Source organism: Xanthomonas sp. CFBP 8445, from assembly GCF_025666235.1.
Classification (GTDB): domain Bacteria; phylum Pseudomonadota; class Gammaproteobacteria; order Xanthomonadales; family Xanthomonadaceae; genus Xanthomonas_A; species Xanthomonas_A indica.
In genome coordinates this window covers 4,163,066-4,188,554 of the sequence record NZ_CP102594.1, presented here as the reverse complement: position 1 = coordinate 4,188,554, position 25,489 = coordinate 4,163,066, and the positions used below count along the sequence as shown (strand labels likewise).

Sequence of the window (25,489 nt, the reverse complement as noted above, 5' to 3'; positions counted from 1 at the left end):
AGAAAAGGCTCAGGACTCATGGCGGGCGAGGCAGAAACCCCTACCTCCTACATCCAGCACCATCTGCACAACCTCACCTTCCAGGTGCAGGAAGGCGGGTTCTGGCAATTGCACGTCGACACCCTGGTGATGTCGCTGCTGATGGGCCTGCTGATGGTGTTCGGCTTCTGGCTGGCCACGCGCAAGGCCACCGCCGGCGTGCCCGGCAAGTGGCAGGCGTTCGTGGAAATCATGCTGGAGTTCGTCGACCGCCAGGCCAAGGACACCTACCACGGCACCAGCAAGCTGGTGACCCCGATCGCGATCACCCTGTTCTTCTGGATCCTGTTGATGAACCTCATCAAGATGATCCCGGCGGACTTCCTCGCGATCCCGCTGGGCTGGGCCGGCGTGCACTACTGGAAGCCGGTGCCCACCGCCGACGTCAATGCCACCCTGGGCATGTCGATCAGCGTGTTCTTCCTGATGCTGTTCTTCTCGCTGCGCTCCAAGGGCGTGGGCGGGATGACCAAGGAATTCCTCACCGCGCCGTTCGGCAAGTGGATGCTGCCGTTCAACCTGATCCTCAATATCGTCGAATGGCTGAGCAAGCCGGTGTCGCTGGCGATGCGACTGTTCGGCAACATGTTCGGCGGCGAGATCGTGTTCCTGCTGATCTGGGTGCTGGGCGGTGCCGGCATCCTCGGTGCGCTGGCCGGCGGCGCGTTCGGCTTCGGCTGGATGCTGTTCCACCTGCTGGTGATTCCGCTGCAGGCGTTCATTTTCATGATGCTGTCCATCGTGTACCTGAGCCTGGCGGAAGACAGCCACTGACGTTTCTGTTTCACGCGTTCTAAGCAACCCTTCGTTCGATTCACCATCCTCAAGCAACTTTGTTCCTGGAGAAAACCATGTACTTCGCCGTCCTGACCAACCTCGCCCAAGTCCAGAGCTCCACCGTCCTCGCCGTCGGCATCATGATCGGCCTGGCCGCGCTGGGCGCCGGCCTCGGTCTGGCCATCATGGCCGGCAAGTTCCTGGAATCGGCCGCGCGCCAGCCGGAACTGATCCCGGTGCTGCAGGTCCGCATGTTCATCACCGCCGGCCTGATCGACGCCGCGTTCATCATCAGCGTCGCGGTCGGCCTGCTGTTCGCGTTCGCCAACCCGATGATCGGCGAGTTCGTCGCGCGTCTGCCGCAGGGCGGTTGATCCCGTCGTACCGGCGTGCGGTCGCCACCGGCGGCCGCCGCTACGGATGAAGGTTCGGACGCGTCGCCGCGCTGGCGGCGCGTCCACCCCGTCACCATTGGCTGAGCGTACCCCATGAATATCGGTCTCACCCTCTTTGCCCAGGCGCTGGCGTTCGCCGGTCTGATCTGGATCGTCGCGACCAAGATCTGGCCGCCGCTGATGCAGGCCATCGAAGAGCGCCAACAGAAGATCGCCGAAGGCCTGGCCGCCGCCGATCGCAGCCAGAAGGATCTGGCGCAGGCGCAGGAAAAGGTCAACGAAGCGTTGAAGGACGCCCGCATCAAGGCCAACGAGATCATCGACCAGGCGCATGCGCGCGCCAACCAGATCGTCGAGGCGGCCAAGCACGAGGCGATCGTCGAAGCCAACCGGCAGAAGGAACTGGCCCAGGCCGAGATCGACGCCGCGGCCAACCGCGCGCGCGAGGACCTGCGTCGCCAGGTGTCGCTGCTGGCGGTGAGCGGCGCCGAGAAGCTGCTCAAGCGCGAAATCGACGCCAACGCCCATAAGGCGCTGCTCGACGAGCTGGCGGCGGAGATCTGAGATGAGCCAGGCCCTCACACTGGCGCGTCCCTACGCTCGCGCCGCGTTCGCCGCGGCCAGCGACGCCGGCAAGCTCGCGCCCTGGTCGCAGGCGCTGGCGTTCTCCGCCCAGGTCGCGGCCGACCCGCGCGTGGCCGCGCTGCTGCACAACCCGCTGCTGCAGCGGGAGCAGGCGGTGTCGCTGCTGGCGCCGGAAGCGTCCGACGAGCAGTACCAGCGCTTCCTGAGCCTGCTGGCCGAAGGCCAGCGGTTGCCGCTGCTGCCGGAGATCGCCGGTCTGTACGACCAGCTGCGAGCCGAGGCCGAGCGCGTGGTGCAGGCCAACGTGACCTCCGCGACGGCGCTGAGCGATGCCGAGGTGGCCTCGCTGAAGGTGGCGCTGAAGCAGCGCTTCGGCCGCGAGGTCGAGATCACCACGGCGGTGGACGCTTCGCTGATCGGCGGCGCGGTGATCGACGCCGGCGACGTGGTCATCGACGGTTCGTTGAAAGGCAAGCTCTCGCGTCTGCAGTCCGCACTGGCCCACTAAGAAACGGGAATGGCGAATAGAGAGGAGAGAACCCGGCCCGGCGGCGACGCCACCCGCGATTCCCGATTCCCCATTCCCGATTCTCAAAGAAGCTAACCACACGTCGCCATCCGCCGTTGCGCGATGGACGATCCGAAGGAAACCAAGATGGCAACCACGCTCAACCCCTCCGAAATCAGCGAACTGATCAAGAACCGCATCGAGCAGGTCAAGCTGGCCGCGGAGTCGCGCAACGAAGGTACGGTCACCAGCGTGTCCGACGGCATCGTGCGCATCTTCGGCCTGGCCGACGTGATGCAGGGCGAAATGATCGAACTGCCGAACGACACCTACGCCCTGGCGCTGAACCTGGAGCGCGACTCGGTCGGCGCCGTGGTGCTCGGCGACTACGAGAACCTGCGCGAAGGCGACGTGGCCAAGACCACCGGCCGCATCCTGGAAGTGCCGGTGGGCAAGGAACTGCTGGGCCGCGTGGTCAACGCGCTCGGCGAGCCGATCGACGGCAAGGGCCCGCTGGGCACCAGCCAGACCGCGCCGGTGGAGCGCGTGGCGCCGGGCGTGATCTGGCGCAAGTCGGTCGACCAGCCAGTGCAGACCGGCTACAAGTCGGTCGACGCGATGATCCCGATCGGCCGCGGCCAGCGCGAGCTGGTCATCGGCGACCGCCAGACCGGCAAGACCGCCCTGGCCATCGACGCGGTGATCAACCAGAAGAACACCGGCATCAAGTGCGTGTACGTGGCGATCGGGCAGAAGGCCTCGACCGTCGCCAACATCGTGCGCAAGCTGGAAGAGAACGGCGCGCTGGCGCACACCATCGTGGTCGCCGCGACCGCCTCCGAATCGGCGGCGATGCAGTACATCAGCGCCTACGCCGGCTGCACCATGGGCGAGTACTTCATGGACCGCGGCGAAGACGCGCTGATCGTGTACGACGATCTGTCCAAGCAGGCCGTGGCCTACCGCCAGATCTCGCTGCTGCTGAAGCGCCCGCCGGGCCGCGAAGCCTACCCGGGCGACGTGTTCTACCTGCACAGCCGCCTGCTGGAGCGCGCCGCGCGCGTGTCCGAGGAGTACGTGGAGCAGTTCACCAAGGGCGAGGTCAAGGGCAAGACCGGTTCGCTGACCGCGCTGCCGATCATCGAGACCCAGGCCGGCGACGTGTCCGCGTTCGTGCCGACCAACGTGATCTCGATCACCGACGGCCAGATCTTCCTGGAAACCGACCTGTTCAACGCCGGCATCCGCCCGGCGGTGAACGCCGGTATCTCGGTGTCGCGCGTCGGTGGCGCCGCGCAGACCAAGATCATCAAGAAGCTCTCCGGCGGCATCCGCATCTCGCTGGCGCAGTACCGCGAGCTGGCGGCGTTCGCGCAGTTCGCCTCGGACCTGGACGAAGCCACCCGCAAGCAGCTCGAGCGCGGCCAGCGCGTCACCGAGCTGATGAAGCAGAAGCAGTACATGCCGATGTCCATCGCCAACCAGGCGCTGTCGATCTACGCGGTCAACGAGGGCTACCTCGACGACGTGCCGGTCAACAAGCTGCTGGCGTTCGAAGAGGGCCTGCACGCCCACTTCGCCAACACCCAGGGCGAGCTGATCGCCAAGGTCAACGACACCGGCGACTGGAACGGCGACATCGAGGCCGCGTTCAAGAAGGGCATCGGCGAGTTCAAGACCACGGGTAGCTGGTAAATCAGTTGCAGGGAATCGGGAATAGAGAATAGGGAATCGTAGGAGCGGGATCCGGGCTTGCCCATTTCCGATTCTCCATTCCCCATTCCCACGAAGCGAGCAAAGCGAGCGAGAGCATGGCAGGCGGACGCGAAATCAAATCCAAGATCAAGAGCGTGCAGAACACCCGCAAGGTGACGCGCGCGCTCGAGATGGTCTCGGCCTCCAAGATCCGCAAGGCGCAGGATCGGATGAAGACCTCGCGTCCGTACGCGCAGGCGATGAAGCAGGTGATCGGACATCTGGCGCAGGCCAGCACCGACTACACCCATCCGTTCCTGGTGCAGCGCGAGTCGGTCAAGCGCGTCGGCTACATCGTGATCTCCTCCGATCGCGGCCTGGCCGGCGGCCTGAACAACAACCTGTTCCGCAAGATGCTGGGCGAAGTGCGCCAGTGGCAGGACCAGGGCGCGGGCGTGGACGTGGTCACCATCGGCCAGAAGGCCTCGGTGTTCTTCCGCCGGCTCAAGGTGGACATGGTTGGCAGCGTCAGCCACCTGGGCGACCAGCCGCGCGTGGAGCAGCTGATCGGCGTGATCAAGGTGATGCTGGATGCGTTCACCGAAGGCAAGCTGGACCGCGTGTATCTGGTCTACAACCGCTTCGTCAACACGATGACGCAGAAGGCCAGCTTCGACCAGCTGCTGCCGCTGCCGGCGGCCGAGAGCCAGGTCGCGCACCACGACTGGGACTACCTGTACGAACCCGATGCCGCGAGCGTGCTCGAGCACGTGATGACGCGCTACATCGAGTCGCTGGTGTACCAGGCGGTGCTGGAGAACGTGGCCTCCGAGCATGCGGCGCGCATGGTCGCGATGAAGGCGGCCAGCGACAACGCCAGCAAGCTGATCAGCACCTTGCAGTTGGTCTACAACAAGGCGCGTCAGGCCGCGATCACCCAGGAAATTTCCGAAATCGTCGGCGGCGCGGCGGCGGTGTAAGTGCCGGGATTCGGGATTGGAGAATCGGGATCGGCAAGAGCAGCGAAGCGCGCTTTTGCGAATCCCGAATCGCGAATCCCCAATCACGAAATCCATGGGATGGCGCAGGCCATCCGGACAGAACTAAAGCTAACCGGAGCAGCAAAATGAGTCAGGGCAAGATCGTTCAGATCATCGGCGCGGTCGTCGACGTCGAATTCGCGCGTGCCGATGTGCCGAAGGTGTACGACGCACTGAAGGTCGACGGCACCGCCATCACGCTGGAAGTGCAGCAGCAGTTGGGCGACGGCGTCGTGCGTACGATCGCCCTCGGCTCCACCGACGGCCTCAAGCGCAACCTGGTCGCCACCAACACCGGCCGTGCGATCTCGGTGCCGGTCGGCGCCGGCACGCTGGGCCGCATCATGGACGTGCTGGGCCGCCCGATCGACGAGGCCGGCGACGTGCAGGCCACCGACCATTGGGAAATCCACCGCGCGGCGCCGACCTACGAAGACCAGTCCTCGGCCACCGAGCTGCTGGAGACCGGCATCAAGGTCATCGACCTGATGTGCCCGTTCGCCAAGGGTGGCAAGGTCGGCCTGTTCGGCGGCGCCGGCGTCGGCAAGACCGTCAACATGATGGAACTGATCAACAACATCGCCAAGGCGCACTCGGGTCTGTCCGTGTTCGCCGGCGTGGGCGAGCGTACCCGCGAGGGCAACGACTTCTACCACGAGATGAAGGACTCCAACGTCCTGGACAAGGTGGCGATGGTGTACGGCCAGATGAACGAGCCGCCGGGCAACCGCCTGCGCGTCGCGCTGACCGGCCTGACCATGGCCGAGTACTTCCGCGACGAGAAGGACGCCTCGGGCAAGGGCAAGGACGTGCTGCTGTTCGTCGACAACATCTACCGCTACACCCTGGCCGGTACCGAAGTGTCGGCGCTGCTGGGCCGCATGCCGTCGGCGGTGGGCTACCAGCCGACCCTGGCCGAGGAAATGGGCGTGCTGCAGGAGCGCATCACCTCGACCAAGTCCGGCTCGATCACCTCGATCCAGGCCGTGTACGTGCCCGCGGACGACCTGACCGACCCGTCGCCGGCGACCACCTTCGCCCACCTCGACGCCACCGTCGTGCTGTCGCGTAACATCGCCTCGCTGGGTATCTACCCGGCGGTGGACCCGCTCGACTCGACCAGCCGCCAGCTGGACCCGAACGTGATCGGCCACGAGCACTACGACACCGCCCGCCGCGTGCAGTCCACCTTGCAGAAGTACAAGGAACTGAAGGACATCATCGCGATCCTCGGCATGGACGAACTGTCCGAAGAGGACAAGCAGGCCGTGTCGCGCGCGCGCAAGATCGAGCGCTTCTTCAGCCAGCCGTTCCACGTGGCCGAGGTGTTCACCGGTTCGCCGGGCAAGTACGTGTCGCTGAAGGACACCATCCGCGGCTTCAAGGCCATCGTCGACGGCGAATACGACCACCTGCCGGAGCAGGCCTTCTACATGGTCGGCGGCATCGAGGAAGCGGTCGAGAAGGCCAAGAAGATGGCCGAGAAGGCGTAAGAGCCGGGATTCGGCATTCGGGATTAGGGATTCGCAAGGCGGCATCGAGGAGAAGGGGTTCGAAGTGAGGGCGAGCGGTGCGACCGTCTTGGCTAATCTCGAATCCCCACTCCCCAATCCCGCCTCGCGCCAGCGAGGTAACCATGAGCACCATCCGTTGCGACATCGTCAGCGCCGAGCATGAGATCTACCACGGCGACGCCACCCTGGTGGTCGCGACCGGCGAACTGGGCGAGCTGGGCATTGCGCCCAAGCACGCGCCGTTGATCACCCGGCTCAAGCCCGGCAAGGTGGTGGTGACCACCCCGAGCGGCGAGCAGCTGGATTTCGCCATTTCCGGCGGCATCCTCGAGGTGCAGCCGCAGGTGGTGACGATCCTGGCCGACACCGCGATCCGCGCCCAGGACATCGACGAGGCGTCGGTGCGCAAAGCCAAGGAAGAAGCCGAGCGCCTGCTCGCCAACCGCGGCGAAGGCATGGACGTGGCCGAGGCGCAGGCCAAGCTGGCCGAAGTCACCGCGCAGTTGCAGGCGCTGGAGCGTCTGCGCAAGAACCTCAAGCACTGAGTTCCGTGCCACGCGGCCGGTGGCCGCATGCGCGACGACAACGCCGGCGCTTGCCGGCGTTGTCGTGTCTGCAGATGTGGGGCGCTCCCCGTTTACGCGCGGCGTCTGCACGCGCGCCGGATCAGCGTCGCGGAATGCGACGTGGCGCACGGCGCTGGCTTGCTGGTCGCTGACTCGGCTGCGATGTCATGCGACAAGACGCGGGCGTGGTCATCGTCCGGTCCGTGGACTACGGCAAGATGGCGGCCCGATCTGCGGCCCATCCCCCATCCGCAGACGGTTACCGGAGAATCGAGATGAGCCTGTCCGCTTCCGTTCCTCGTCCCTGCGTCCATGCGCTGACCGCCATGCTGGCCGGCGCCATGTTGATGGGATGCGCCTTGCCCGCGCGCAGCGCCACCCCGTTGGAGCCGCTGCTGGACCGTATCGTCGAGCGCAATGCGATCGGCGACCAGGTCGCGTTGAGCAAGTGGGACAGCGGCAAGCCGGTGCTGGATGCCACGCGCGAGGCCGCGGTGCTGGCCAGCGTGCGCGAGCAGGCGCCGGCCCATGGTGTGGACCCGGACGATGCGGCGCGCTTCTTCGGCATGCAGATCGAATCCAACAAGCTGGTGCAGTACGAACTGCTGTCGCGTTGGCACCTGCGCGGCCGCGCGCCCAACAGCCCGCGCCCGGACCTGACCGCACTGCGTGCGCGCCTGGATCAGTTGCAGGGCGAGATGCTGGATGCGCTGCAGGCCAGCGCCGCAGTGCGCCAGTCGCCCGACTGCCCGGCCACGACCGCGCGCGCGGCCGAGGCCTATGCGTTGCGCTGGCAGCTGGATCAACTGCACCGCACCGCGCTGGTGCGCAGCCTGGGCGATTTCTGCCACTGAGGCGCGGAGAGCCTGGCCGGCGACGTCTGGCCTGGGTCGGAGCGGCGGAGTTGGTTTGGCGCTCCGCGCTCCTGATGTGGGTCCGACGGCCGGGCTCCACTCGTCGCGACCGAAGTCGCTCCCACAGGGATACTCCTGGCGTCCGCTGGGCCTGTTGTGGGAGGGCTTCAGCCCCGACAGCCGTCGACGCTGATCATTGCCCGGTCTTGGTTCTTCTCGGCTGAAGGCAGCTCCCGTAGCGATAGAAGGCACGCTCGTAGGAGCGGCTTCAGCCGCGACACGCTCTACCCGTAACGCCCTGTCGCGGCTAAAGCCGCTCCTACGGTGCACCATGGTGATTGGCGGAAAAGGTGGAGGGAGGCGACCTGAAGCCGCTCCCATGGGAGCATTGCTGTGTCTGGTTGGTCTTCTGCGCGAGGAGTGTTCAGTCCAGCAGCTTTCGACGTCGGCCTTTGCCCGTTCTTTGCTCGTCGCGCCTGAAGTCGCTCCCACACGGATGCTTCCGACATCCGCTGGGCCTATTGTGGGAGGGGCTTAAGCCCCGACAGTCGCCAGCGAGGATCGCGTCAATCGGAGACGCCTTTTTGCCTGCCGCGCATGCCAGCGCTAGCGATAGACCAGCTGTCGGCCCAGGAAGAACGACACCACCGCCAGCATGCCTTCGACCAGCGGTTTGGCCAGCCAGGCCAGGCGCAGCCCAAGCGCGTGCGCGCACAGCGCCACCAGCCAGGTGCTGAGCGCGGTGAGCACGAGCCACATGGCCATGAAGCGGCCGAAGCGGCGCCAGCCCAGGCGCGCATCGTCGCCGTTGGCGAAGGTGATGCGGCCGTTGAGCCAGAACCCGAGCAGGGCGCCGCAGACGCGGCCCAGCACGTTGCCCGGGACCGTGGGCATGCCGGCCGCGGTCGCGGCGACGAACACGCTCCAGTCGACCAGCAATTGCAGCAGGCCGATCAGCAGGAACTGGCTGCCCTGGCGCAGGAGACCCATGAACATCCGCAGGAGAAGACGATCGCGCATGCTAGCGCTTGCCGCGTCGATGTGCAGCCCGCCGCGCGTGCTGCGGCCGTGACGGCAAGCGCGGCCGGCACCCTCTAGAATTCGTCGTCCACCCGCAACGGAACCGCCCCATGAGCCTGCCCCTGCATGTCGTGATCCTCGCCGCCGGCGCGGGCAAGCGGATGAAGTCGGTCAAGCCCAAGGTGCTGCAGCCGATCGCGGGCCGGCCGATGCTGGCGCATGTGATCGAGACCGCGCGCCACCTGCAGCCCGATGCGATCCACATCGTCCATGGCCACGGCGGCGAGGAAGTGCTGGCGGCCTTCGCCGACCAGCCGGATCTGCTGTGGGCCGAGCAGGCGCAACAGCTGGGCACCGGCCACGCGGTGCAGCAGGCGATGGCGGCCGTGCCCGACGCGGCCACGGTGCTGGTGCTGTACGGCGACGTGCCGCTGATCCGCGCCGAGACCCTGACCCGCTTGCTGCATGCGCCGGGACGCGTGGCGGTGCTGGTCGCCGAACCGGAGGATCCCACCGGCTATGGCCGCATCGTGCGCGACGCCGCCGGCAAGGTCGCGGCGATCGTCGAGCAGAAGGATGCCGACGACGAGCAGCGGCGCATCCGCACCATCAATACCGGCATCGTCACCGCCGAATCCACCGCGCTGCGGCGCTGGCTGGCGCAGCTGCGCAACGACAACGCGCAGGGCGAGTACTACCTGACCGACGTGTTCGCTGCCGCCGCCGCCGAGTTCACCCCGGCGGAAATGGTGCTGGTGGCCGATCCGATCGAGGCCGAGGGCGCCAACGACCCGTGGCAGCTGGCGCAGCTGGAACGCGCCTGGCAACTGCGCGCGGCGCGGGCGCTGTGCGAACAGGGCGTGCAACTGATCGACCCGAGCCGCCTGGACCAGCGCGGCCGCGTGCGCGCCGGCCACGACGTGCGCATCGACGCCAATGTGATCCTGGAGGGCGAGGTGGAACTGGGCGATGGCGTCAGCATCGGCCCGTTCGTGCGGCTGAAGGACGTGGTGCTGGGACCAGGGACGGAGGTGCGCGCGCATTGCGACCTGGAAGGCGTGGTGGCCGAGGGCGCGGTGCAGATCGGCCCGTTCGCGCGGCTGCGCCCGGGCACGGTGCTGGCCGACGGCGTGCACATCGGCAACTTCGTCGAGACCAAGAAGGCGGTGCTCGGCGTCGGCAGCAAGGCCAATCACCTGACCTACCTGGGCGATGCCACCATCGGCAGCGGCGTCAACATCGGCGCCGGCGTCATCACCTGCAACTACGACGGGGTCAACAAGTCGCAGACATCGATCGGCGATGGCGTGTTCGTCGGCTCCAACAGCGCGCTGGTGGCGCCGCTGGAGATCGGCGAGGGTGCGACCATCGGCGCCGGCTCGGTGATCACCCGCAGCGCGCCGGCCGGCAAGCTGAGCGTGGCGCGGGTGCGCCAGGAAACGGTCGAGGGCTGGAAGCGCCCGGGCAAACGCGACTGAGGCATGGCCGGACGCATTCGTTTGGCGCGCGAGCAGGAGCTGGCGCGGTTGCTGGAGATCGAGCGGGGCGCCGGCGCCCTGTTGCAGGGCCATGCGGCACAGGCCGTGTTCGCGGCGCACACGCTGGATGCGCAGGCGCTGCGCGCGGGGCTTGCACGCGGGCAGCTGTGGGTGGCGCTGGACGAAGACGGCCGTTGCGCCGGCTATCTGCTCGGCGGGCGGCTGGACGACGGCTTCCATGTGCAGCAGATGGATGTGGACCCCGATGCAGGCCGCCGTGGTCATGGTCGTGCGCTGCTGCGGCATGCGCGCGCGGCCGCGATGGAGGCCGGCTTCCCGTGCATGCTGCTCACGACCTTGCGCGATGTGCCGTGGAATGCCCTGTTCTACGCCAGCGAAGGCTTCGCCGAGCTGCCGCCTGGGCAATGGGGGCCGCAGTTGCGCGCCACCTGGCAACAGGAAGCCGCGCTCGGCTTCCCGATGCACCTGCGGGTGGCGATGCGTTGCCCGTTGCCGTCGCCCTGAGCTTCGCGGCCGGCTCGCCGCTTCTCAGCTCGCCGCAACCGCTGCATTCCTAGGGAGCCGGATCTTCCATCCCGAATCCCCAATCCCCAATCCCCAATCCCCAATCCCCAATCCCGGCCCAAAAAAATCAGCCGCGCTCCCCCTGCGGCAACTGCACGGTCACGCATAACCCGCCTTCGTCGCGGTTGTGCAGCGACAGGCGGCCGCCGTGGGCCTCGACGATCTCGCGGGTCAGGGCAAGGCCCAGGCCGGTGCCGTTGCGCTTGGTCGAATAGAACGGCATCAGGGCGTTGTGCAGTACCGCCTCGTTCATGCCGCTGCCGCGGTCCAGCACTTCCAGGCGCAGCCAGTCCGGGCGGGTGGACACGCGCACGCGCACGCCGTCTGCCGGCGTCTGTCCTTCCGGCAGGGATTCGTGCGCGTTCTTGACCAGGTTGAGCAGGGCCTGCTGCAGTTGTGCCGGATCGACGCGGCTGTGCAGGTCCGGCGCCTCGAGTTCCAGCGCGAACGGGATGTGCTGCTGCAGCCCGGCCAGGAACTGCGCCCAGTGCACGGTCTGCAGCTGCGGCTGCGGCAGCTTGGCGAAACGCGCGTAGCCGCGGATGAAGCCTTCCAGATGCCGCGCGCGTTCCTCGATGGTGCCGAACACCTCTTCCAGCCTTTCCACCTTCTGCCGCCGCACCAGCTCGGCACCGGAGTGCGCCAGCGAGGCGATCGGCGCCAGCGAGTTGTTGAGCTCATGGCTGATCACCCGGATCACCTTCTTCCAGGTGTGCACTTCCTGGCGACGCAACTCGGCGGTGAGCAGGCGGATCAGCAGCAGCTCGTGCGGGCGGCCGTTGAGATGGAAGCGGCGCTGCGACAGGTGGTAGATCTGTTCCTCGTCCGGATCCTCGTCGCCGCCTTCGATGGCGAACAGGCTGTCGCCGCCGCGCGAGATCGCTTCGCGCAGCGGCGCCGGCACGCCCAGCAGCAGGTCGTCCAGGCGCTGGCCTTCCAGCTTCCAGCCGCTGTGCAGCAGCTTGCGCGCGGCCAGGTTGGAGAACACCACGCGGCGCAGGCCGTCGCCGCCCTTGGAGGTGAGCAGCATCGCCACCGGGGTGTTCTGCACCATGGTGTCGAGCATCAGTTCGCGCTGCGCCAGGCCCTGGCGCTGCTCGCGCAGGATCTCGCCGAGCTGGGCGTGTGCGGCGACCATCTCGCCGAGTTCGTCGTCGCCGCGCCAGTGCACGCCGAAGTTGTATTCGCCGTCGCGGTAGCTGCTGACGGTGCCGGCCAGGGCGCGGAACAGCGAGCGCATCGGCGCGGTGGCACGGCGCAGGGTCCACCACATCAACAGCAGCAGGGCCAGCGCCGAGGCTGTCACCACTTCCCAGCCGCGGTCCATCCAGTAGGCCAGCAACCACGGCAAGGCGGCGGCCAGCGCCAGCACCGGCAGCAGGCGCAGGAACAGCATGACGGTGAAGGAGCGGCGCAGTTTCATTCGCGCGGGATGCCGTAGCGGTCCATGCGCCGGTACAGCGCCTGCCGGCTCATGCCCAGTTCGGCGGCGGCCTGGGCGATGACGCCGTGCGCACGGCCCAGTTCCGCCACGATGCGCTCGCGATCGGGTTCGGCGGCGGCGGTCACGCGCGGCGCTGCCGGCTTCGGCAGGTTGAGGTCGGTGGCCTCGATCTGTGTGCCGCCGGCCAGCAGTTCGGCGCGCTGCACCACGTTGCGCAGTTCGCGCACGTTGCCGGGCCAGGCGTGGCGCTGCAGCGCCTGGCAGGCGCCGGCCGACAGCGGCTTGTCGCCGGACAGGAAGTGCTCGGCCAGCGGCACGATGTCGCCGGGGCGCTCGGCCAGCGCCGGCAGCGACAGTTCCACCGCGTTGAGCCGGTAGTACAGATCCTCGCGGAACGTGCCCTCGCGGATCATCGCGGTCAGGTCGGCATTGGTGGCGCTGATCACCCGCACCTTGACCTGCCGCTCGCGGTTGGAGCCCAGGCGCTCGAAGCGGCCGGTCTCCAGCACCCGCAGCAGCTTCATCTGCCCGGCCAGCGACAGGTTGCCGATCTCGTCCAGGAACAGGGTGCCGCCGTCGGCGGCCTCGAACTTGCCCTCGCGCACCTTGTTGGCGCCGGTGTAGGCGCCGGCCTCGGCGCCGAACAGCTCGGCCTCGATCAATTCGGCCGGGATCGCGCCGCAGTTCAGCGCCACGAACGGGCCGCGCCGCACCGAGGAGTTGGCTTGGATGATCTGCGCGATCTTCTCCTTGCCGCTGCCGTTGGGGCCGGTGATCAGCACCGGCAGTTCCGAGCGCGCGACCTGGCAGGCCAGGGCGATCGCGCGCTCGCTGGCGGGGTCGGCGAACACCGCGCCGCACAGGTCGTAGCGCTGCGCCAACTGCTGGCGGTGGCGGCGCTCGCCGTCGCGGCGGCGCTCCAGTTCGCGGCGGGTCTCGGACAGTTCCAGCAGGTTGTTGACCGTGGTCAGCAGCTTGCGGTCGTCCCAGGGCTTGGCCAGGTAGTCGGCGGCGCCGGCCTTGACCAGTTCCACCGCGCTGCTGAGCTGGGTCCAGGCGGTCAGCAGGATCACCGGCAGGTCCGGGTGGCGCGCGCGGATCGCATCGAACAGGGCCACGCCTTCCTCGCCGGAGGTGGTGTCGGCGGTGAAGTTCATGTCCTGCAGCACCAGGTCGATGTCGCCCTCGCTCAGGCGCTGCAGGCCGGCCTGCGGGCTGTCGGCGTAGACGGTATCGATGTCGTGCAGGGAGAACAGCACTTCCAGCGCGGTGGCGACTGCGGGGTTGTCGTCGATGATCAGCAGGCAGGGCATCGTGCACCTTGGGCGCGGGCGGGCGCGCTGGCGAAGAAAAACGGACCAGGCGGCATCATCGCAGTCCGCGCGCGGCTTGTCGTGCCTGCGTGCATCGGCGCCTCAGACACTGCGCGTGGCCACCGCCGGCGGCACCGCGGCGGCGCGGCGGGCGGGCGCCAGGATCGCCAGTTGGCCGAGCAGCAAGAGCGTTGCAGCGACGGTCGGCAGGTAGCCCAGCGGCAGGCGTGGCAGATCGTAGCGCTGCAACAGCGCTTGATTGAGCAGCACCGCCAGCACCATGCCCGCGGCGCTGCCGGCGCTCACGATCAGCAGGTTTTCGGTCTGGAAATGGCGCAGGATGTCGCGACGGGTCGCGCCGATGGCGCGGCGGATGCCGATCTGGCGCGTGCGTTGCTGCACCCAGAAACTGGCTAGTCCGCCGATGCCCAGGGCGGTCACGAACAACAGGCCGGTGGTCGCCGCGAGCAGCAACCCGATCATGGTGGCATCGCGCTGGAAATAGCGCTGCCGCAGCTGGGAATAGCTGCGGCGCCCTTCGGCCGGAATCAGCCGCAGCGGTCCTGCCTGTGCCAGCGCGCCGGCCGCTGCGGCCAGGATCCGTTCGCGGTCCTGCGGCGCGCTGCGCAACAGGTATTGCACCTGGTTGCCCGCGGGCAGCTGCGGCGACAGCGCGGCCAGATGGTCGACCGCTGCGCCGCGCAGCGTCGTGCGCAGCAGATCGTCGACGACACCGACGACGATGGCGCCGTGGACTCCGCCATACAGCGTTTTGCCGACCGCAGGTTGACCTGGCCACAGTTGCCGCGCCAGCGCGCGGGTGACGATCACGGCGCTCGGTGTGGCGGTGGAATATTCGTCGGCACGGAAGTCGCGGCCAGCGACCAGGTGCGCGCCCATGGCCTGCACGAAACCGGGCGAGCCGGAGTAATACGTGGCCTGGATGCACCCTGTATTGTCCATCGACTGCTGCGCCATCGCGCGGTCCAGCGTCTGCCGGTCGGGGCAACCGCCATAGTCGTTGGCGCCGCCGGACAGCGGCAGGCTGAAGCCGATCGCGGCGGCCGCGGTGACACCGGGAATGCTGCGCAACGCCCGCAGATCGGATTGTTGCTGGGCCAGCGCGTTGCCATCGCTCTGGACGCCGCGCACCGAGATCAGCGAAAGTTCTTCCTCGGGCAAGCCGCTGGAGACCCGCAGACGTTCGATGCGCCCATCGATCAGGAACACGGCGTTGGCGACGAAGGCGCAGGTCAGCGCGACCTGCAGCGCCAGCAGCGCGGCGGTCAGGCGGTGATGCTGCAGGCTGGAGAGGATGGGACGGATTGGCAGATTCATGTCAGGTCCTTGATCTGCAGGGCGGGGTCGATCCGGCTGGCCCGCCAGGCGGGCAGCAGGCCCGCCAGCAGTGCGGCGATCACCGCCAGTGCCACGGTGGCGAGCAGCATTTGCAGGTCCATCCGCGCCAACCTGGCGTAGTCGTCCGGGCGCTGCCGCACGCTCCACAGACCCAGTTCGGCGATGGCGATGCCCACTGCGCCACCGAGCAGTCCGATCAGCGCGGCCTCGCTGCCGAACTGCAGGAACACGTGGCCGCGGCGGGCACCGAGCGCGCGCCGCACGCCGATCTCGCCGCCGCGGCGCAGGAATTTCGCCAGCAGCAAGGCGATCACGTTGACCAGGCAGATCCACAGGAAACCCAGCGCCAGCAGCGTCTGCAGGCGCACATCGTCGGGCACCATCCGCAGGTGGCGCAGCCAGTCCATCAACGCATACAGGCGCGCCCGCTCCGGCGGCCGCTGGAAGCGGCCGCTGGCGTGCTGTGTCGCGGCGTAGTCGTAGAGCAGGCGCTGGTAGGCGGCGACCTGCTGCGGCGTGTCCAGGCGCACCCAGAACTGCAGCCAGCTGGTCGACGGATCCTTGCGTCGCGCCGCGTCGTCGCCGTTGAAGCTGTTCCAGCTGCTGATGTTGCTGTTGACGTCCAGTGCCAGTTCCATCGCGGTCGACAGGGGCAGGAAGAAATCGTCGCGCTGGCCGAAACTGCCCTTGCTGCCAGGGTCGGCGTAGAACAGCGGTTGCGGATCCCATTGGCCGGTCACGCCGATCACCTGGAAGCCGATGCGCTTTTCCCCCAGCGCCACCCGCTGGCCGATCGGATCGCGCGCGCCGAACAGGGTGTTGGCCAGGGTGCGGCTCAGCACGATGACGCGGGCGTGGCTTTGGTCGTCCGCCGCGCTCCAGCCGTGGCCGCGCTGCAAGGGGATGCCGAACAGGGCGAAGAACCCGGCGCTGGTGTAGCGGCCGCTCAGGTCGAGCGGCGCTTGCGCCGCGCGCGGCGGCCACAGCAAGACCTGTCCGCCGGCCATCGCCGCCTGCGGCGTGGCGGGTGCGGCGCGTAGCAGCGCCATGGCGTCGGGCCATGTGAGGTTGTCGGCCGGATCGCCCCACTCGTGGTTTTCTGGATAGCTGGACGGCAACGGATCCAGGTGCGGGGTGTAGAGCGCATCGCTCTTGCCTGGCAGCGGATCGCGCGACATCACGTGCAGCACCGTCAGCATGGTCATGCTCGCGCCGATGCCCAGGCCGATCGCCAGCACCATCAACGCAGTGGCGACCGGCGTGCGCAGCAGGCTGCGCCAGGCCAGCGGCAGGTAATAGTTCAGCATCCCGCGTCTCCTCGCTCGATGGGGGGCCGCGCTCGCTCAGACACTGCGCGTGGCCACCGCCGGCGGCACCGCGGCGGCGCGGCGCGCGGGCGGCAGCACCGCGAGCTGGCCGAGCAGCCACAGCACCACCGCGCCGACCGGCAGGTACCACAACGGCAGCCGCGGCAACTCGTAGGCGCTCATCAGGTACAGGTTGGCGGCGTAGGCCAGCAGCATGCCGAGCACGATGCCGGTACTGGCGAGCAGAAAGTTCTCCAGCTGGAAATGCCGCAGGATCTGCGTGCAGGTGGCGCCGAGCGCACGGCGGATGCCGATCTGCTTGGTGCGCTGCTGCACCCAGAAACTGGTCAGGCCGACGATGCCCAGCGCGGTGACCAGCAGCAGCGCCGCGCTCACGCCCACCAGTAGCCAGGCCATCGCCTGGTCGCTGCGGTAGTAGTCCGCGCGCGCCTGCTCCAGGGTCTTGGCGCTCCTGACCATGCGCCGTGGGCCCTGCTGCTGCAGCACCGCCTTGGCCTGCCGCAGCACCGCCTCGCGTTGCGCCGGGTCGCGTACGCGCAGCAGGTAGGTGCTCCTGGAGGAGGCCACGTTCACCGGGAACAGCATGGCGAAGTCGTACTGGGACTCGGCGCCCATGTCGCGCGGCTGCACCAGGCGCTCGACCACGCCAACCACGCGATGTTCGCCGAACACATAGAGTTTGCGGCCGACCGCGTCCCGGCCGGGGAACAGGCGCTGCGCCAGCGCCTGGCTAAGAATCACCGCCGGCGGCGCGCGCTTGTCGACGGTGCTGGTCAACTGCGCTTCGTCGACGAATTCGTCGGCGCGGAAACCGCGTCCGGCGATCAGGCGCAGCCCCAAGGTGTCGAGCAGATGCGCATCGCCGAAGTAGTGCACGGCATGCAGGGTGCTGCGCTCCTGGTCCGGCTGCAGTGACACGCCGCTGTAGCCGATCGAATCGCCGAACAGCGCCATGTTGATGCTGCTGGCATCGCGCACGCCGGGAATGCGCCGCAGCGCGTCCAGATCGGACTGGGTCAATGCGGCGCTGTTGCCGTCCTTGACCACGCTGCGGGTGCGCAGTTGCACCAGCTCCTGCTCGGCGACGCCGCTGGGCCGGTGCATGCGCTCGAGCCGTTGGTCGATCAGGAACAGCGCATTGCAGACCACAGCGCAGCTGAAGGCGATTTCCAGCACGATCAGGCTGGCCGCGACGCGGTGGTTGCGCAGGCTGGAGAGAATGGGATGAAGGGACACGGCGGGAGTCCTGGCTGAGAGGGGCGCACGCGGCGCGTCATTGCGACTTGAGTTGCAGGGCGGTGGGCACGCGCATCGCCTGCCAGGCCGGCAGCAGGCCGGCCAGCAGGCTGCTGCCCAGGCTCAGGCCAAGCGCGAGCAGCAGCATGCGGCCATCCAGGTGCGCCAGCGACGCGTACTCGGCCGGCTGCTGCCGCACTAGCCAGGTGCCAATCCAGGCCAGCAGCAGGCCGGCGCTGCCACCGGCCACGCCGATCGTCGCTACCTCGACCAGGTGCTGGGCGAAGATCGCCCGGCGCGAGGCGCCCAGCGCGCGGCGCACGCCGATTTCGCCGCTGTGGCGCAGGAACTTGGCCAGCATCAGGCCGGCGGTGTTGAGCAGGCAGATGCCCAGGAACGCCAGCGCCAGCCACACCTGCAGACGCACGTCGGAGGGCACCGCGTGGTTGCGGTCCAACCAGGTCATCACGTCGCTGAGGCGGATGTCCGGCGGATGGCTGAAGCGGCCAGCATCGCGCTGCTGTTGCGCATACGCTTGCAGCGCGTCCAGGTAGGCGACGCGTTTGCCGGGGCTGTCCAGTTCCACCCAGTACTGGATCCAGGCGCACGGCGCGTTTTCGCTGGTCTTGCCATCGGCCGTGTCGCCCCAGCAGGACATCGAGCCGCTGACGTCCAGGTCCAGGTCGCGTGCGGTGGAGAACGGCACGAAGACGTCCTCGCTGTTGCCGTACTCGGTATTGGTTAGGTCGTAGAAGCGCGGATTCATGTTCCAGTCGTCCATCACCCCAACCACCCGCAGCGTGCTATCGCCGAGCTGCAGTTCGCGGCCGACGCTGTCCACGTCGCCGAACAGTTGCGCGTTGAGGCGTTGCGAGATGACCACCACGCGCGCGCGCCGGGCATCGTCGTCCGCGGTCCAGGCGTGGCCGTAGCGCATCGCCACCGCGAACATGGGGAAGAAATCGGCACTGGTGTAGCGCGCTTCGGCGCCGAACGGGGTCTGCGCCGCTTGCGCAGGGATCACGGTCACGCCGCCGGCCGACATCATCGCCTGGCGGTCGCCGCGCCGGTCGCGCAGCAACGTCTCGGCATCGCGCCGGCTCAGTTGCTGTGGATCGGTGTCGTTCGGATCGTAGTGGTCGTCCGGCTGAAGATTGAGTTCGACGTTGAACAGCTGCGCACTTTTGCCGGGAATGGGATCGGCCGCCAGCACGTGGAACACGGTCAGCGTGGTCATCGACGCGCCGATGCCCACCGCCATCGCCAGCACCATCAGGGCGGTGAGCAGGCGATTGCGACGAAAACTGTGCAGCGCCAGTTTGCAGTAGTAGCCGAGCATCGTGCGTCCTGATGAAAAAAGGCCGGCCGAAGCCGGCCAAGGGGATGGGTCAGGTGCTGCGAGTGGCGACGGCCGGCGGCACGTCGGCGGCGCGACGCGCCGGCGCGAACACGGCGAGCTGGCCGAGCAGCCACAGCGTCACCGCACCGATTGGCAGGTAGGACAGCGGCAGCCGCGGCAGTTCGTACTTGCCCATCAGCCATTGGTTGATGGCGTAGGCCAGCAGCATGCCGAGCACGATGCCGGTGCTGGCGAGCAGGAAGTTCTCGGTCTGGAAGTAGCGCAGGATCTGCCCGCGGGTGGCGCCGAGCGCGCGGCGGATGCCGATCTGCTTGGTGCGCTGCTGCACCCAGAAACTGGCCAGGCCGACGATGCCCAGCGCGGTCACCACCAGCAGCGCCACGCAGACCGCGCCGAGCAGCCACACCATCGCGCGGTCGCCCTGGAAGTAGGCGTCGCGAATCTCGCTGTAAGTCTGCTGCTTGAGCACCAGCCGGCTGCTGTCGACCTTCATCAGCGCCGCGGTGGCCGCGTTCAGTACTTCCTGGCGCCGTGACGGGTCGGTGACCCGCAGCACGTACAGCCCGTCGGTGTAGTTCAGGCGAAACGGCAGCAGCATCGCGTAGTCGATCTCGGCCAGGCCGCTGGTGGCGGTGGGCCGCGCCAGGGTCTCGACGATGCCGACCACGCGGGCGCCCACCGGTCCGGTGTAGACGGTCTTGCCCAGCGCGTTCTGCTCCGGGAACATCTTTTCGGCGGTGGCGCGGTTGAGGATGATGGCGGTGCCTTTCTCCTGGATCCGCTTGTCGGTCTGGGCGGCTTCCAGATCCATGTATTCGTCGGGGGCGAAATCGCGCCCGGCCACCAGCTTCAGGCCCAGGGTCTTCAGCGTGCCTTCCTCGGCCATGTACTGCGCCGCGTTGAGCGTGGGCCGCTCCTGGTCCGCGGTCAGCGACAGGCTGGTGTTCCAGGAGTAGTGCACGAACGGCACCTGGTTGAGCAACGTGGCGCTGCGCACGCCGGGCACCGCGCGCAACGCGGCCAGGTCCTCGCGGGTGCGCGCGGCGGCGTTGACCTGCTGGCCGATCCCGCCCAGCGAGATCGTCACCAGTTCCGACTCGGCGATGCCGCTGGGCCGGTGCAGGGTCTCGATGCGGTTGCCGATCAGGAACAGCGCGTTGCAGACGATCGCGCAGGCCAAGGCGATCTCCAGCACGATCAGCGCGGCGGCGGTCTTGTGCCGACGCAGGGTGGACAGGATGGGGCGGATATCCATGGCGATGACCTTGTGAGGATGCGTGGAAGGCGCAGGGCGCGCAGGATCAGGACTTGAGCTGCAGGGCGGGGGCGACCTGGATGGCGCGCCACGACGGCAACAGGCCGGCGAGCAGGCTGGCGCCCACCGCCATCGCGAAGGTCAGCGCCAGCATGCTCGGATCCAGATGCGCCAGCTTGGCGTAGCTGGCCGGCTGCTGGCGCACGGCCCACAGCCCGAGCGTGGCCAGTCCCAGGCCGGCCATGCCGCCGGCCAGGCCGATGGCGCCGGCCTCCACCAGGCATTGCGCGAAGATCGCCCCGCGCGAGGCGCCGAGTGCGCGGCGCACGCCGATCTCGCCGCTGCGGCGCAGAAACTTGGCCAGCAACAGGCCGACGGTGTTGAGCAGGCACACCAGCAGGAAGCCCATCGCCAGCCACAGCTGCAGGCGCACGTCGCCGGGCACCACTTCGTTGTGGTCCAGCCACTGCATGACGTTGCGCAGGCGCACGTTGTTGGGGCGCTGGAAGCGGCCGGCGGCGCGCTGCTGGGCCGAATAGTTCTCCAGGTAGGCCTTGTAGTCGGCGGCCTGCGCCGGGCTTTCCAGTTCCACCCAGTACTGCACCCAGGTGCAGGGCGCGTTGAGCGCGGTCTGGTCGCCGTTGCTGTCGCCGAAGCAGTTCATGCTGCCGTTGCGGTCCATCTTCAGGTCCATCGCCACCGAGAACGGCAGGTAGGCCTGTTCGTCCGACCCGTAGGTGTTGGTGACGTCGTAGAAGCGCGGTTTGGGGTCCCAAGCGTCGAGCACGCCGACGATGCGGAAGGTGTTCTGGTCCACGCGCAGTTCGCGGCCGACGCTGTCGGCGCCGTCGAACAGTTTCTCGTTGAGCGTCTTGCTGATGACCACCACGCGGTCGTGGCGCTCGTCTTCGGTGCCGGTCCAGCCGTGGCCGTACAGGAACGGCGTGTCGAACATCGGGAAGAAGTCCGCCGAGGTGAAGCGCACTTCCGACTTGAACGGTTTCAGGCCGCTCTTGCGCGGTTCGATCGCCACGCTGCCACCGGTCATCAGCGCCTGGCGCTTGGCGCGCTTCTCGCGCAGCAGGGCCTCGGCATCGAAACGGGTGTTCTGCGAATCCGGTTCCTCGCCCGGCTGGTAACCCGACTTGGGCTGCGCATCCACCTGCACGTAGAACAGGCGGTCGCTCTTCTGCGGGATCGGGTCGCCGGAGAGCACGTGGAACACGGTCAGCGTGGTCATGCTGGCGCCGATCCCCAGGGCGATGGCCAGCACCATCAGCGCAGTGAGGACGGTGTTGCGGCGGAAGCTGTGCAAGGCGAGGCGGACGTAGTAGCCGAACATGGGAACTCCGGGGTCAGGCGCTGCGGGTGGCGGTGGCGGGCGGGACGGCGGCGGCGCGCAGGGCGGGGCCGAGCACGGCGCACTGGCCGAGCAGCCACACCGCGACGATGCCGGTCAGCACGGTGGGCGAAGACAGCCGCTCCAGTTCGAAGCGCTGCATCAACCACTGGTTCATGACGTAGGCGAGCACCGCGCCGAGCAGCGCGCCGCCGCCGACGATCAGCAGGTTTTCCAGCTGGAAGTAGCGCAGGATGTCGCCGCGGGTGGCGCCGAGCGCGCGGCGGATGCCGATCTGCCGGGTGCGCTGCTGCACCCAGAAGCTGGCCAGCCCGCCGATGCCCAGCGCGGTGACGGTGAGCAGGATCAGGATGATCGCCAGCAACATGCGCGCCACCGCACTGTCGCTCTTGAAGTAGTCGGCCCGCAGCTCCTGCATGGTGGCCACGCGCTGCTGCACGTAGGTGGGGTTGGCGCGCTGCATCGCCGCCGCCGCAAGCGGCAGCACCCGCGCCAATTGCCCCGGCTTGCTGCGGATGACGTAGCCGCCGCCCCAGCCTTCGCTGCCGACGTGGATCTCGCTCAGTAGCGCATCGGCATCGTCGTCGTGCCCGGTGATCTCGCCGCGCAGCGGCGCCATCACCCCGACGATGTCCAGCCGCACCGGCTGATTGAAGGTGCTGGTGTAGAGCGTGCGGCCCAGTGGAGAGACCCCGGGGAACAGCTTGGCGGCCAGCGAGGGCGTGATCAGCGCCGGTAGGCGACGCTCGATCTCCGGTGGCGCGCCGAACAGGGCCGAGGCGCCAGGCAGTTCCGCATCGCGCAGGTCGCGGCCGGCGACGATGCGGATGCCCAGCGTGCGGTTCAGGCCCTGGCTGCCGAGGAACAGGCTGGCACGGGCAACCGGTTGCGTGGCCTGCGGCTCCAGGAACAGCTGCGCCTGCGCCGGGCCCCACAGCGGCGGCGTGCCGAACGCCGCTGCTTCCACGCCCGGCACCGCCTGCAGGATGTCCAGGCTGCGGCCGACGCTGCTGACGCTGCCCGGCTCGCCGATCACGCCGATGCTCTGGATCAGGCCGATGTCCTGCTCCATCACCCCGGTGGGCGTGTGCACGCGCTGGTAGGTGCGGGCGATGATGAACACCAGGTTGCACAGCACCGCCAGGGTCAGGGCGATCTGCAGCGCCATCAGCACCACCGCGGCGCGATGGCTGCCCAGCGCGGACAGGATGGGGCGTACCGGAGGCAGCGAGGTCATAGCGATTTCACCTGCAGGGCGGGGGCGATGCGCGAGGCGCGCCAGGCCGGCCACAGGCCGGCGGCCAGCGCCGACAGCGTGGCCACGGCCAGGGCGATGCCCAGGATCGCGGGATCCGCATGCGCCTGCTGCGCATAGGCCACCGGTTGCTGGCGCACCAGCCACAGGCCGATCCAGGTCAGCGGAATGCCGAGCAGTCCGCCCAGGCAGCCGATCAGCGCCGACTCGGCCAGGCATTGCGCGAACACCGCGCGGCGGCTGGCGCCGAGCGCACGGCGCACGCCGATCTCGCCGGCCTTGCGCATGAACTTGGCGACCAGCAGGCCGACCGCATTGAGCAGGCACACCAGCAGCACGCCGAAGGCGATCCAGGTCTGCATGCGTACCGTGGCCGGCACCACCCGCTTGTAGTCCAGCCACGCGACCAGGCTGCGCAGGCGCGTGTTGGGCGTGCGCTCGAAACGGCCGAGCTGGCGCTGCTGCGCGCTGTAGGCGTCCAGCGCCGCGCGGTAGCGCCGCACCTGCTCCGGCGTGTCCAACCGCACCCAGTACTGCACCCAGGTGCATTGCGCGGCCTTGGGGTCGTGCAGGCCAGCCTCGCCATCCTTGCCCCAGCACTGCATCGGCCCGTAGCCGTAGTCCTGCGGCAGGTCTAGCCAGGTCTCGAACGGCATGTACAGCGCCTCCGGCGGCGTGTACGCGCCGGAGTTGAGATCGTAGAAGCGCGGCTGCGCATCCCAGGCGTCGATCACCCCGATCACCCGGAACGGGCGGGTGGCGATGGTCAGGGTCTTGCCGACGCTGTCCGCACCGCCGAACAGCGCGTCGTTGAGCTGGCGGCTCAGCACCACCACCGGCGCGCGCTGCGTATCGTCGCGATGGCTCCAGCCGCTGCCGTAGAGGAAGCGCATGCCGAACATGCCGAACAGATCGGCCGTGGCGGCGCGGGTGGTGAGCATGCGCAAGGGGCTGTTGGGCACGGTCTGGCGCACCGGCAGCCAGTTCCCGCTGGTCATGGTCTGCGCCGGCGCCGCCTGCGCCCGGTACAGCGCGGTCGCGTCCTGCCAGGTCAACTCGTCCGGCGGCTCGGGGTCGGCACTGGGCAGGTTGCGCGGACGCGGATCCAGCTGCGGGTGGAACAGCGTGGCGCTGCGCCCGGGCAAGGGATCGCCGGAGAGCGTGTGCAGCACCGTCAGCATGGTCATCGACGCGCCGATGCCCAGCGCCACGGCCAGCACCATCAGCGCGGTGAGGATGCGGTTGCGGCCGAAGCTGCGCAGCGCCAGGCGGAGGTAGTAAGCGAACATGCGGACTCCGGGTCAGGCGCTGCGGGTGGCGATGGCGGGGGCGACCGCGGCGGCGCGCAGGGCCGGGCCGAGCACGGCGAGCTGGCCCAGCGCGCACAGCAGCAGCGCGCCCACCGGCAGGTAGCTGGCCGGCAGCCGTTCCAGTTCGAAGACGTGCATCAGCAGCACGTTGCCGCCGTAGGCCAGCAGCATGCCCAGGGCCACGCCGGCGCCGACCAGCAGCAGGTTCTCGGTCTGGAAATAGCGCAGGATGTCGCGGCGGGTGGCGCCGAGCGCGCGGCGGATGCCGATCTGCTTGGTGCGCTGCTGCACCCAGAAGCTGGCCAGGCCGACGATGCCCAGTGCGGTCACCAGCAGCATCGCGACGATGATCGCGATCAGCAGCCCGGTCATCGCGCGATCACTCTGGAAATACGTCTGCTGCAGTTCGTCCAGCGGCTGGCTGGCGGCGTTGTCCAGCACCGCCTCGGGCACCGCCCGTGCCACCGCCGCGCGCGCCTGGGCCAAGACCCGCGGCAGATCGCGCGGATCGGCGCGCAGCACGTAGGTGCCGGACTGCGCGGCCTCGCGCACCGGGATCACCACCGACCAGTCGCTGCCGATCACGCCGTCCTCGCTGCGGCCCGGATCGGGGCGCGCCAGGTGATCGAGCGTGCCGATCACGCGAAAGTGGCCGCCGGCCCAGAACTCCTTGCCCAGCGGATCCTGGCCCGGCCACAGGTGCGTCGCCAGCGCCCGCGTGATCCACACGCCGGCCGCGACCGGGATGCCGTTGTCGAGCGGCTGGTAGTCCGCGTCGCCGAACGCGCGGCCGCTGTCCGGCTTCAGCGCCAGTGCGGCGACCGCGCCCGGGCTGAGCATGTAGAAGTGCGGCACGCCGCCGACCTGGGTGCAGTCCTGGTCCAGGCACAGCCCGTTGTTGAACGCCGGTGGCGCGAACGGAACCGTGTTGATGGCGCCGGCCGCGCGCACGCCGGGCGTGCGCCGCACCGCATCCAAGGCGCGGGCGTTGACGTCGGCATCGTTGCAGCCGTCGCAGCCGGACAGCGTCACCAGGCCCAGTGCGGCTTCGTCGATGCCGCTGCGCAGGTGCACCAGTTGCAGGCGGTTGCCGATCAGGAAGAAGGCGTTGCACAGCACGGCGCAGGCAAGCGCCACTTCCAGCGCGATCAGCGTCGCGGCGACGCGGTGGCGCGACAGCGCGCTGAGGATGGGAGTGATCTGCATCGTCGCG

General features: G+C 68.5%; 23 protein-coding genes. 11 read left to right on the top strand and 12 right to left on the bottom strand.

The features are described 5' to 3' along the window. Positions 1–18 precede the first annotated feature (18 nt). The 9 genes from atpB (at position 19) to NUG21_RS17940 (ending at position 7,973) form a co-directional block, all read left to right on the top strand. A complete protein-coding gene (atpB, locus tag NUG21_RS17980; protein ID WP_010340498.1) occupies positions 19–813 on the top strand; it encodes a F0F1 ATP synthase subunit A in 795 nt (264 codons plus the stop codon). A 77-nt stretch (positions 814–890) separates the two neighbouring features. Further along, on the top strand, positions 891–1,190 hold the full coding sequence (gene atpE / locus NUG21_RS17975; protein ID WP_010340497.1) for a F0F1 ATP synthase subunit C: 300 nt from the start codon (positions 891–893) through the stop codon (positions 1,188–1,190). 114 nt (positions 1,191–1,304) lie between these two features. Beyond that, positions 1,305–1,775 carry a F0F1 ATP synthase subunit B gene (locus tag NUG21_RS17970; RefSeq protein WP_017910291.1) on the top strand — a complete coding sequence of 157 codons (471 nt, stop codon included), beginning with the start codon at positions 1,305–1,307 and terminating at the stop codon, positions 1,773–1,775. 1 nt (position 1,776) lies between these two features. After that, a complete protein-coding gene (locus NUG21_RS17965) occupies positions 1,777–2,304 on the top strand; it encodes a F0F1 ATP synthase subunit delta (protein ID WP_019796080.1) in 528 nt (175 codons plus the stop codon). Positions 2,305–2,451: 147 nt separating this feature from the next. Further along, entirely contained in the window at positions 2,452–3,999 is a 1,548-nt protein-coding gene (atpA, locus tag NUG21_RS17960) for a F0F1 ATP synthase subunit alpha (RefSeq protein ID WP_026143773.1), read from the top strand. Positions 4,000–4,115: 116 nt separating this feature from the next. Continuing rightward, positions 4,116–4,979, top strand: coding sequence for a F0F1 ATP synthase subunit gamma (gene atpG, locus NUG21_RS17955; protein ID WP_160946285.1), 864 nt, complete (start codon positions 4,116–4,118; stop codon positions 4,977–4,979). A 146-nt stretch (positions 4,980–5,125) separates the two neighbouring features. Then, positions 5,126–6,532, top strand: a complete 1,407-nt coding sequence (gene atpD / locus NUG21_RS17950) for a F0F1 ATP synthase subunit beta (RefSeq protein WP_017910295.1) — start codon at positions 5,126–5,128, stop codon at positions 6,530–6,532. A 143-nt stretch (positions 6,533–6,675) separates the two neighbouring features. After that, complete coding sequence (locus tag NUG21_RS17945) at positions 6,676–7,098, top strand: F0F1 ATP synthase subunit epsilon (RefSeq protein WP_019796279.1); 423 nt, start codon at positions 6,676–6,678, stop codon at positions 7,096–7,098. Between the two features lie 296 nt (positions 7,099–7,394). After that, positions 7,395–7,973 carry a chorismate mutase gene (locus NUG21_RS17940; RefSeq protein WP_160946286.1) on the top strand — a complete coding sequence of 193 codons (579 nt, stop codon included), beginning with the start codon at positions 7,395–7,397 and terminating at the stop codon, positions 7,971–7,973. A 606-nt stretch (positions 7,974–8,579) separates the two neighbouring features. Here the strand turns inward: NUG21_RS17940 and NUG21_RS17935 are convergent. Further along, complete coding sequence (locus tag NUG21_RS17935) at positions 8,580–8,963, bottom strand: GtrA family protein (RefSeq protein WP_160946287.1); 384 nt, start codon at positions 8,961–8,963, stop codon at positions 8,580–8,582. A gap of 140 nt (positions 8,964–9,103) precedes the next feature. Between NUG21_RS17935 and glmU the strand changes: the two genes are divergently transcribed. Both glmU and NUG21_RS17925 read left to right on the top strand, forming a co-directional pair. Further along, on the top strand, positions 9,104–10,471 hold the full coding sequence (gene glmU, locus NUG21_RS17930; protein WP_160946288.1) for a bifunctional UDP-N-acetylglucosamine diphosphorylase/glucosamine-1-phosphate N-acetyltransferase GlmU: 1,368 nt from the start codon (positions 9,104–9,106) through the stop codon (positions 10,469–10,471). Positions 10,472–10,474: 3 nt separating this feature from the next. Further along, complete coding sequence (locus tag NUG21_RS17925) at positions 10,475–10,996, top strand: GNAT family N-acetyltransferase (protein WP_263391580.1); 522 nt, start codon at positions 10,475–10,477, stop codon at positions 10,994–10,996. A gap of 127 nt (positions 10,997–11,123) precedes the next feature. On the opposite strand, the gene NUG21_RS17920 is transcribed toward NUG21_RS17925, so the two are convergent. The 11 genes from NUG21_RS17920 to NUG21_RS17870 form a co-directional block, all read right to left on the bottom strand. After that, positions 11,124–12,479 carry a sensor histidine kinase gene (locus tag NUG21_RS17920; protein WP_019797852.1) on the bottom strand — a complete coding sequence of 452 codons (1,356 nt, stop codon included), beginning with the start codon at positions 12,477–12,479 and terminating at the stop codon, positions 11,124–11,126. Further along, positions 12,476–13,813 carry a sigma-54-dependent transcriptional regulator gene (locus NUG21_RS17915; RefSeq protein WP_160946290.1) on the bottom strand — a complete coding sequence of 446 codons (1,338 nt, stop codon included), beginning with the start codon at positions 13,811–13,813 and terminating at the stop codon, positions 12,476–12,478. The genes NUG21_RS17920 and NUG21_RS17915 overlap by 4 nt, the downstream gene beginning before the upstream one ends. Before the next feature lie 102 nt (positions 13,814–13,915). Further along, positions 13,916–15,151 (bottom strand): ABC transporter permease, encoded by a 1,236-nt coding sequence (locus tag NUG21_RS17910; protein WP_160946291.1) that lies wholly within the window; start codon positions 15,149–15,151, stop codon positions 13,916–13,918. Then, a complete protein-coding gene (locus NUG21_RS17905; protein WP_160946292.1) occupies positions 15,148–16,479 on the bottom strand; it encodes an ABC transporter permease in 1,332 nt (443 codons plus the stop codon). The genes NUG21_RS17910 and NUG21_RS17905 overlap by 4 nt, the downstream gene beginning before the upstream one ends. A 36-nt stretch (positions 16,480–16,515) precedes the next feature. After that, positions 16,516–17,736, bottom strand: a complete 1,221-nt coding sequence (locus NUG21_RS17900) for an ABC transporter permease (RefSeq protein WP_160946293.1) — start codon at positions 17,734–17,736, stop codon at positions 16,516–16,518. A 37-nt stretch (positions 17,737–17,773) separates the two neighbouring features. Continuing rightward, complete coding sequence (locus tag NUG21_RS17895; protein ID WP_263391579.1) at positions 17,774–19,075, bottom strand: ABC transporter permease; 1,302 nt, start codon at positions 19,073–19,075, stop codon at positions 17,774–17,776. 49 nt (positions 19,076–19,124) lie between these two features. Next, positions 19,125–20,351: an ABC transporter permease gene (locus NUG21_RS17890; protein WP_263391578.1), complete on the bottom strand. Its 1,227-nt coding sequence runs from the start codon at positions 20,349–20,351 to the stop codon at positions 19,125–19,127. Between the two features lie 46 nt (positions 20,352–20,397). After that, the gene (locus NUG21_RS17885; protein ID WP_263391577.1) at positions 20,398–21,693 is read right to left on the bottom strand and encodes an ABC transporter permease; all 1,296 of its coding nucleotides are present in this window, start codon (positions 21,691–21,693) and stop codon (positions 20,398–20,400) included. Positions 21,694–21,706: 13 nt separating this feature from the next. Then, complete coding sequence (locus tag NUG21_RS17880; RefSeq protein ID WP_263391576.1) at positions 21,707–22,948, bottom strand: ABC transporter permease; 1,242 nt, start codon at positions 22,946–22,948, stop codon at positions 21,707–21,709. Continuing rightward, a complete protein-coding gene (locus NUG21_RS17875) occupies positions 22,945–24,255 on the bottom strand; it encodes an ABC transporter permease (RefSeq protein WP_263391575.1) in 1,311 nt (436 codons plus the stop codon). Before NUG21_RS17875 ends, NUG21_RS17880 begins: the two co-directional genes overlap by 4 nt. Positions 24,256–24,267: 12 nt before the next feature. Continuing rightward, positions 24,268–25,482 carry an ABC transporter permease gene (locus NUG21_RS17870; RefSeq protein WP_263391574.1) on the bottom strand — a complete coding sequence of 405 codons (1,215 nt, stop codon included), beginning with the start codon at positions 25,480–25,482 and terminating at the stop codon, positions 24,268–24,270. Positions 25,483–25,489: the final 7 nt, after the last annotated feature.

Excerpts from the sequence above, each read along its gene's own strand:
- atpB (WP_010340498.1), top strand. The coding sequence starts at position 19 with ATGGCGGGCGAGGCAGAAACCCCTACCTCCTACATCCAGCACCATCTG.
- atpE (WP_010340497.1), top strand. The coding sequence starts at position 891 with ATGTACTTCGCCGTCCTGACCAACCTCGCCCAAGTCCAGAGCTCCACC.
- NUG21_RS17970 (WP_017910291.1), top strand. The coding sequence starts at position 1,305 with ATGAATATCGGTCTCACCCTCTTTGCCCAGGCGCTGGCGTTCGCCGGT.
- NUG21_RS17965 (WP_019796080.1), top strand. The coding sequence starts at position 1,777 with ATGAGCCAGGCCCTCACACTGGCGCGTCCCTACGCTCGCGCCGCGTTC.
- atpA (WP_026143773.1), top strand. The coding sequence starts at position 2,452 with ATGGCAACCACGCTCAACCCCTCCGAAATCAGCGAACTGATCAAGAAC.
- atpG (WP_160946285.1), top strand. The coding sequence starts at position 4,116 with ATGGCAGGCGGACGCGAAATCAAATCCAAGATCAAGAGCGTGCAGAAC.
- atpD (WP_017910295.1), top strand. The coding sequence starts at position 5,126 with ATGAGTCAGGGCAAGATCGTTCAGATCATCGGCGCGGTCGTCGACGTC.
- NUG21_RS17945 (WP_019796279.1), top strand. The coding sequence starts at position 6,676 with ATGAGCACCATCCGTTGCGACATCGTCAGCGCCGAGCATGAGATCTAC.
- NUG21_RS17940 (WP_160946286.1), top strand. The coding sequence starts at position 7,395 with ATGAGCCTGTCCGCTTCCGTTCCTCGTCCCTGCGTCCATGCGCTGACC.
- NUG21_RS17935 (WP_160946287.1), bottom strand. The coding sequence starts at position 8,963 with ATGGGTCTCCTGCGCCAGGGCAGCCAGTTCCTGCTGATCGGCCTGCTG.
- glmU (WP_160946288.1), top strand. The coding sequence starts at position 9,104 with ATGAGCCTGCCCCTGCATGTCGTGATCCTCGCCGCCGGCGCGGGCAAG.
- NUG21_RS17925 (WP_263391580.1), top strand. The coding sequence starts at position 10,475 with ATGGCCGGACGCATTCGTTTGGCGCGCGAGCAGGAGCTGGCGCGGTTG.
- NUG21_RS17920 (WP_019797852.1), bottom strand. The coding sequence starts at position 12,479 with ATGAAACTGCGCCGCTCCTTCACCGTCATGCTGTTCCTGCGCCTGCTG.
- NUG21_RS17915 (WP_160946290.1), bottom strand. The coding sequence starts at position 13,813 with ATGCCCTGCCTGCTGATCATCGACGACAACCCCGCAGTCGCCACCGCG.
- NUG21_RS17910 (WP_160946291.1), bottom strand. The coding sequence starts at position 15,151 with ATGAATCTGCCAATCCGTCCCATCCTCTCCAGCCTGCAGCATCACCGC.
- NUG21_RS17905 (WP_160946292.1), bottom strand. The coding sequence starts at position 16,479 with ATGCTGAACTATTACCTGCCGCTGGCCTGGCGCAGCCTGCTGCGCACG.
- NUG21_RS17895 (WP_263391579.1), bottom strand. The coding sequence starts at position 19,075 with ATGCTCGGCTACTACTGCAAACTGGCGCTGCACAGTTTTCGTCGCAAT.
- NUG21_RS17890 (WP_263391578.1), bottom strand. The coding sequence starts at position 20,351 with ATGGATATCCGCCCCATCCTGTCCACCCTGCGTCGGCACAAGACCGCC.
- NUG21_RS17885 (WP_263391577.1), bottom strand. The coding sequence starts at position 21,693 with ATGTTCGGCTACTACGTCCGCCTCGCCTTGCACAGCTTCCGCCGCAAC.
- NUG21_RS17880 (WP_263391576.1), bottom strand. The coding sequence starts at position 22,948 with ATGACCTCGCTGCCTCCGGTACGCCCCATCCTGTCCGCGCTGGGCAGC.
- NUG21_RS17875 (WP_263391575.1), bottom strand. The coding sequence starts at position 24,255 with ATGTTCGCTTACTACCTCCGCCTGGCGCTGCGCAGCTTCGGCCGCAAC.
- NUG21_RS17870 (WP_263391574.1), bottom strand. The coding sequence starts at position 25,482 with ATGCAGATCACTCCCATCCTCAGCGCGCTGTCGCGCCACCGCGTCGCC.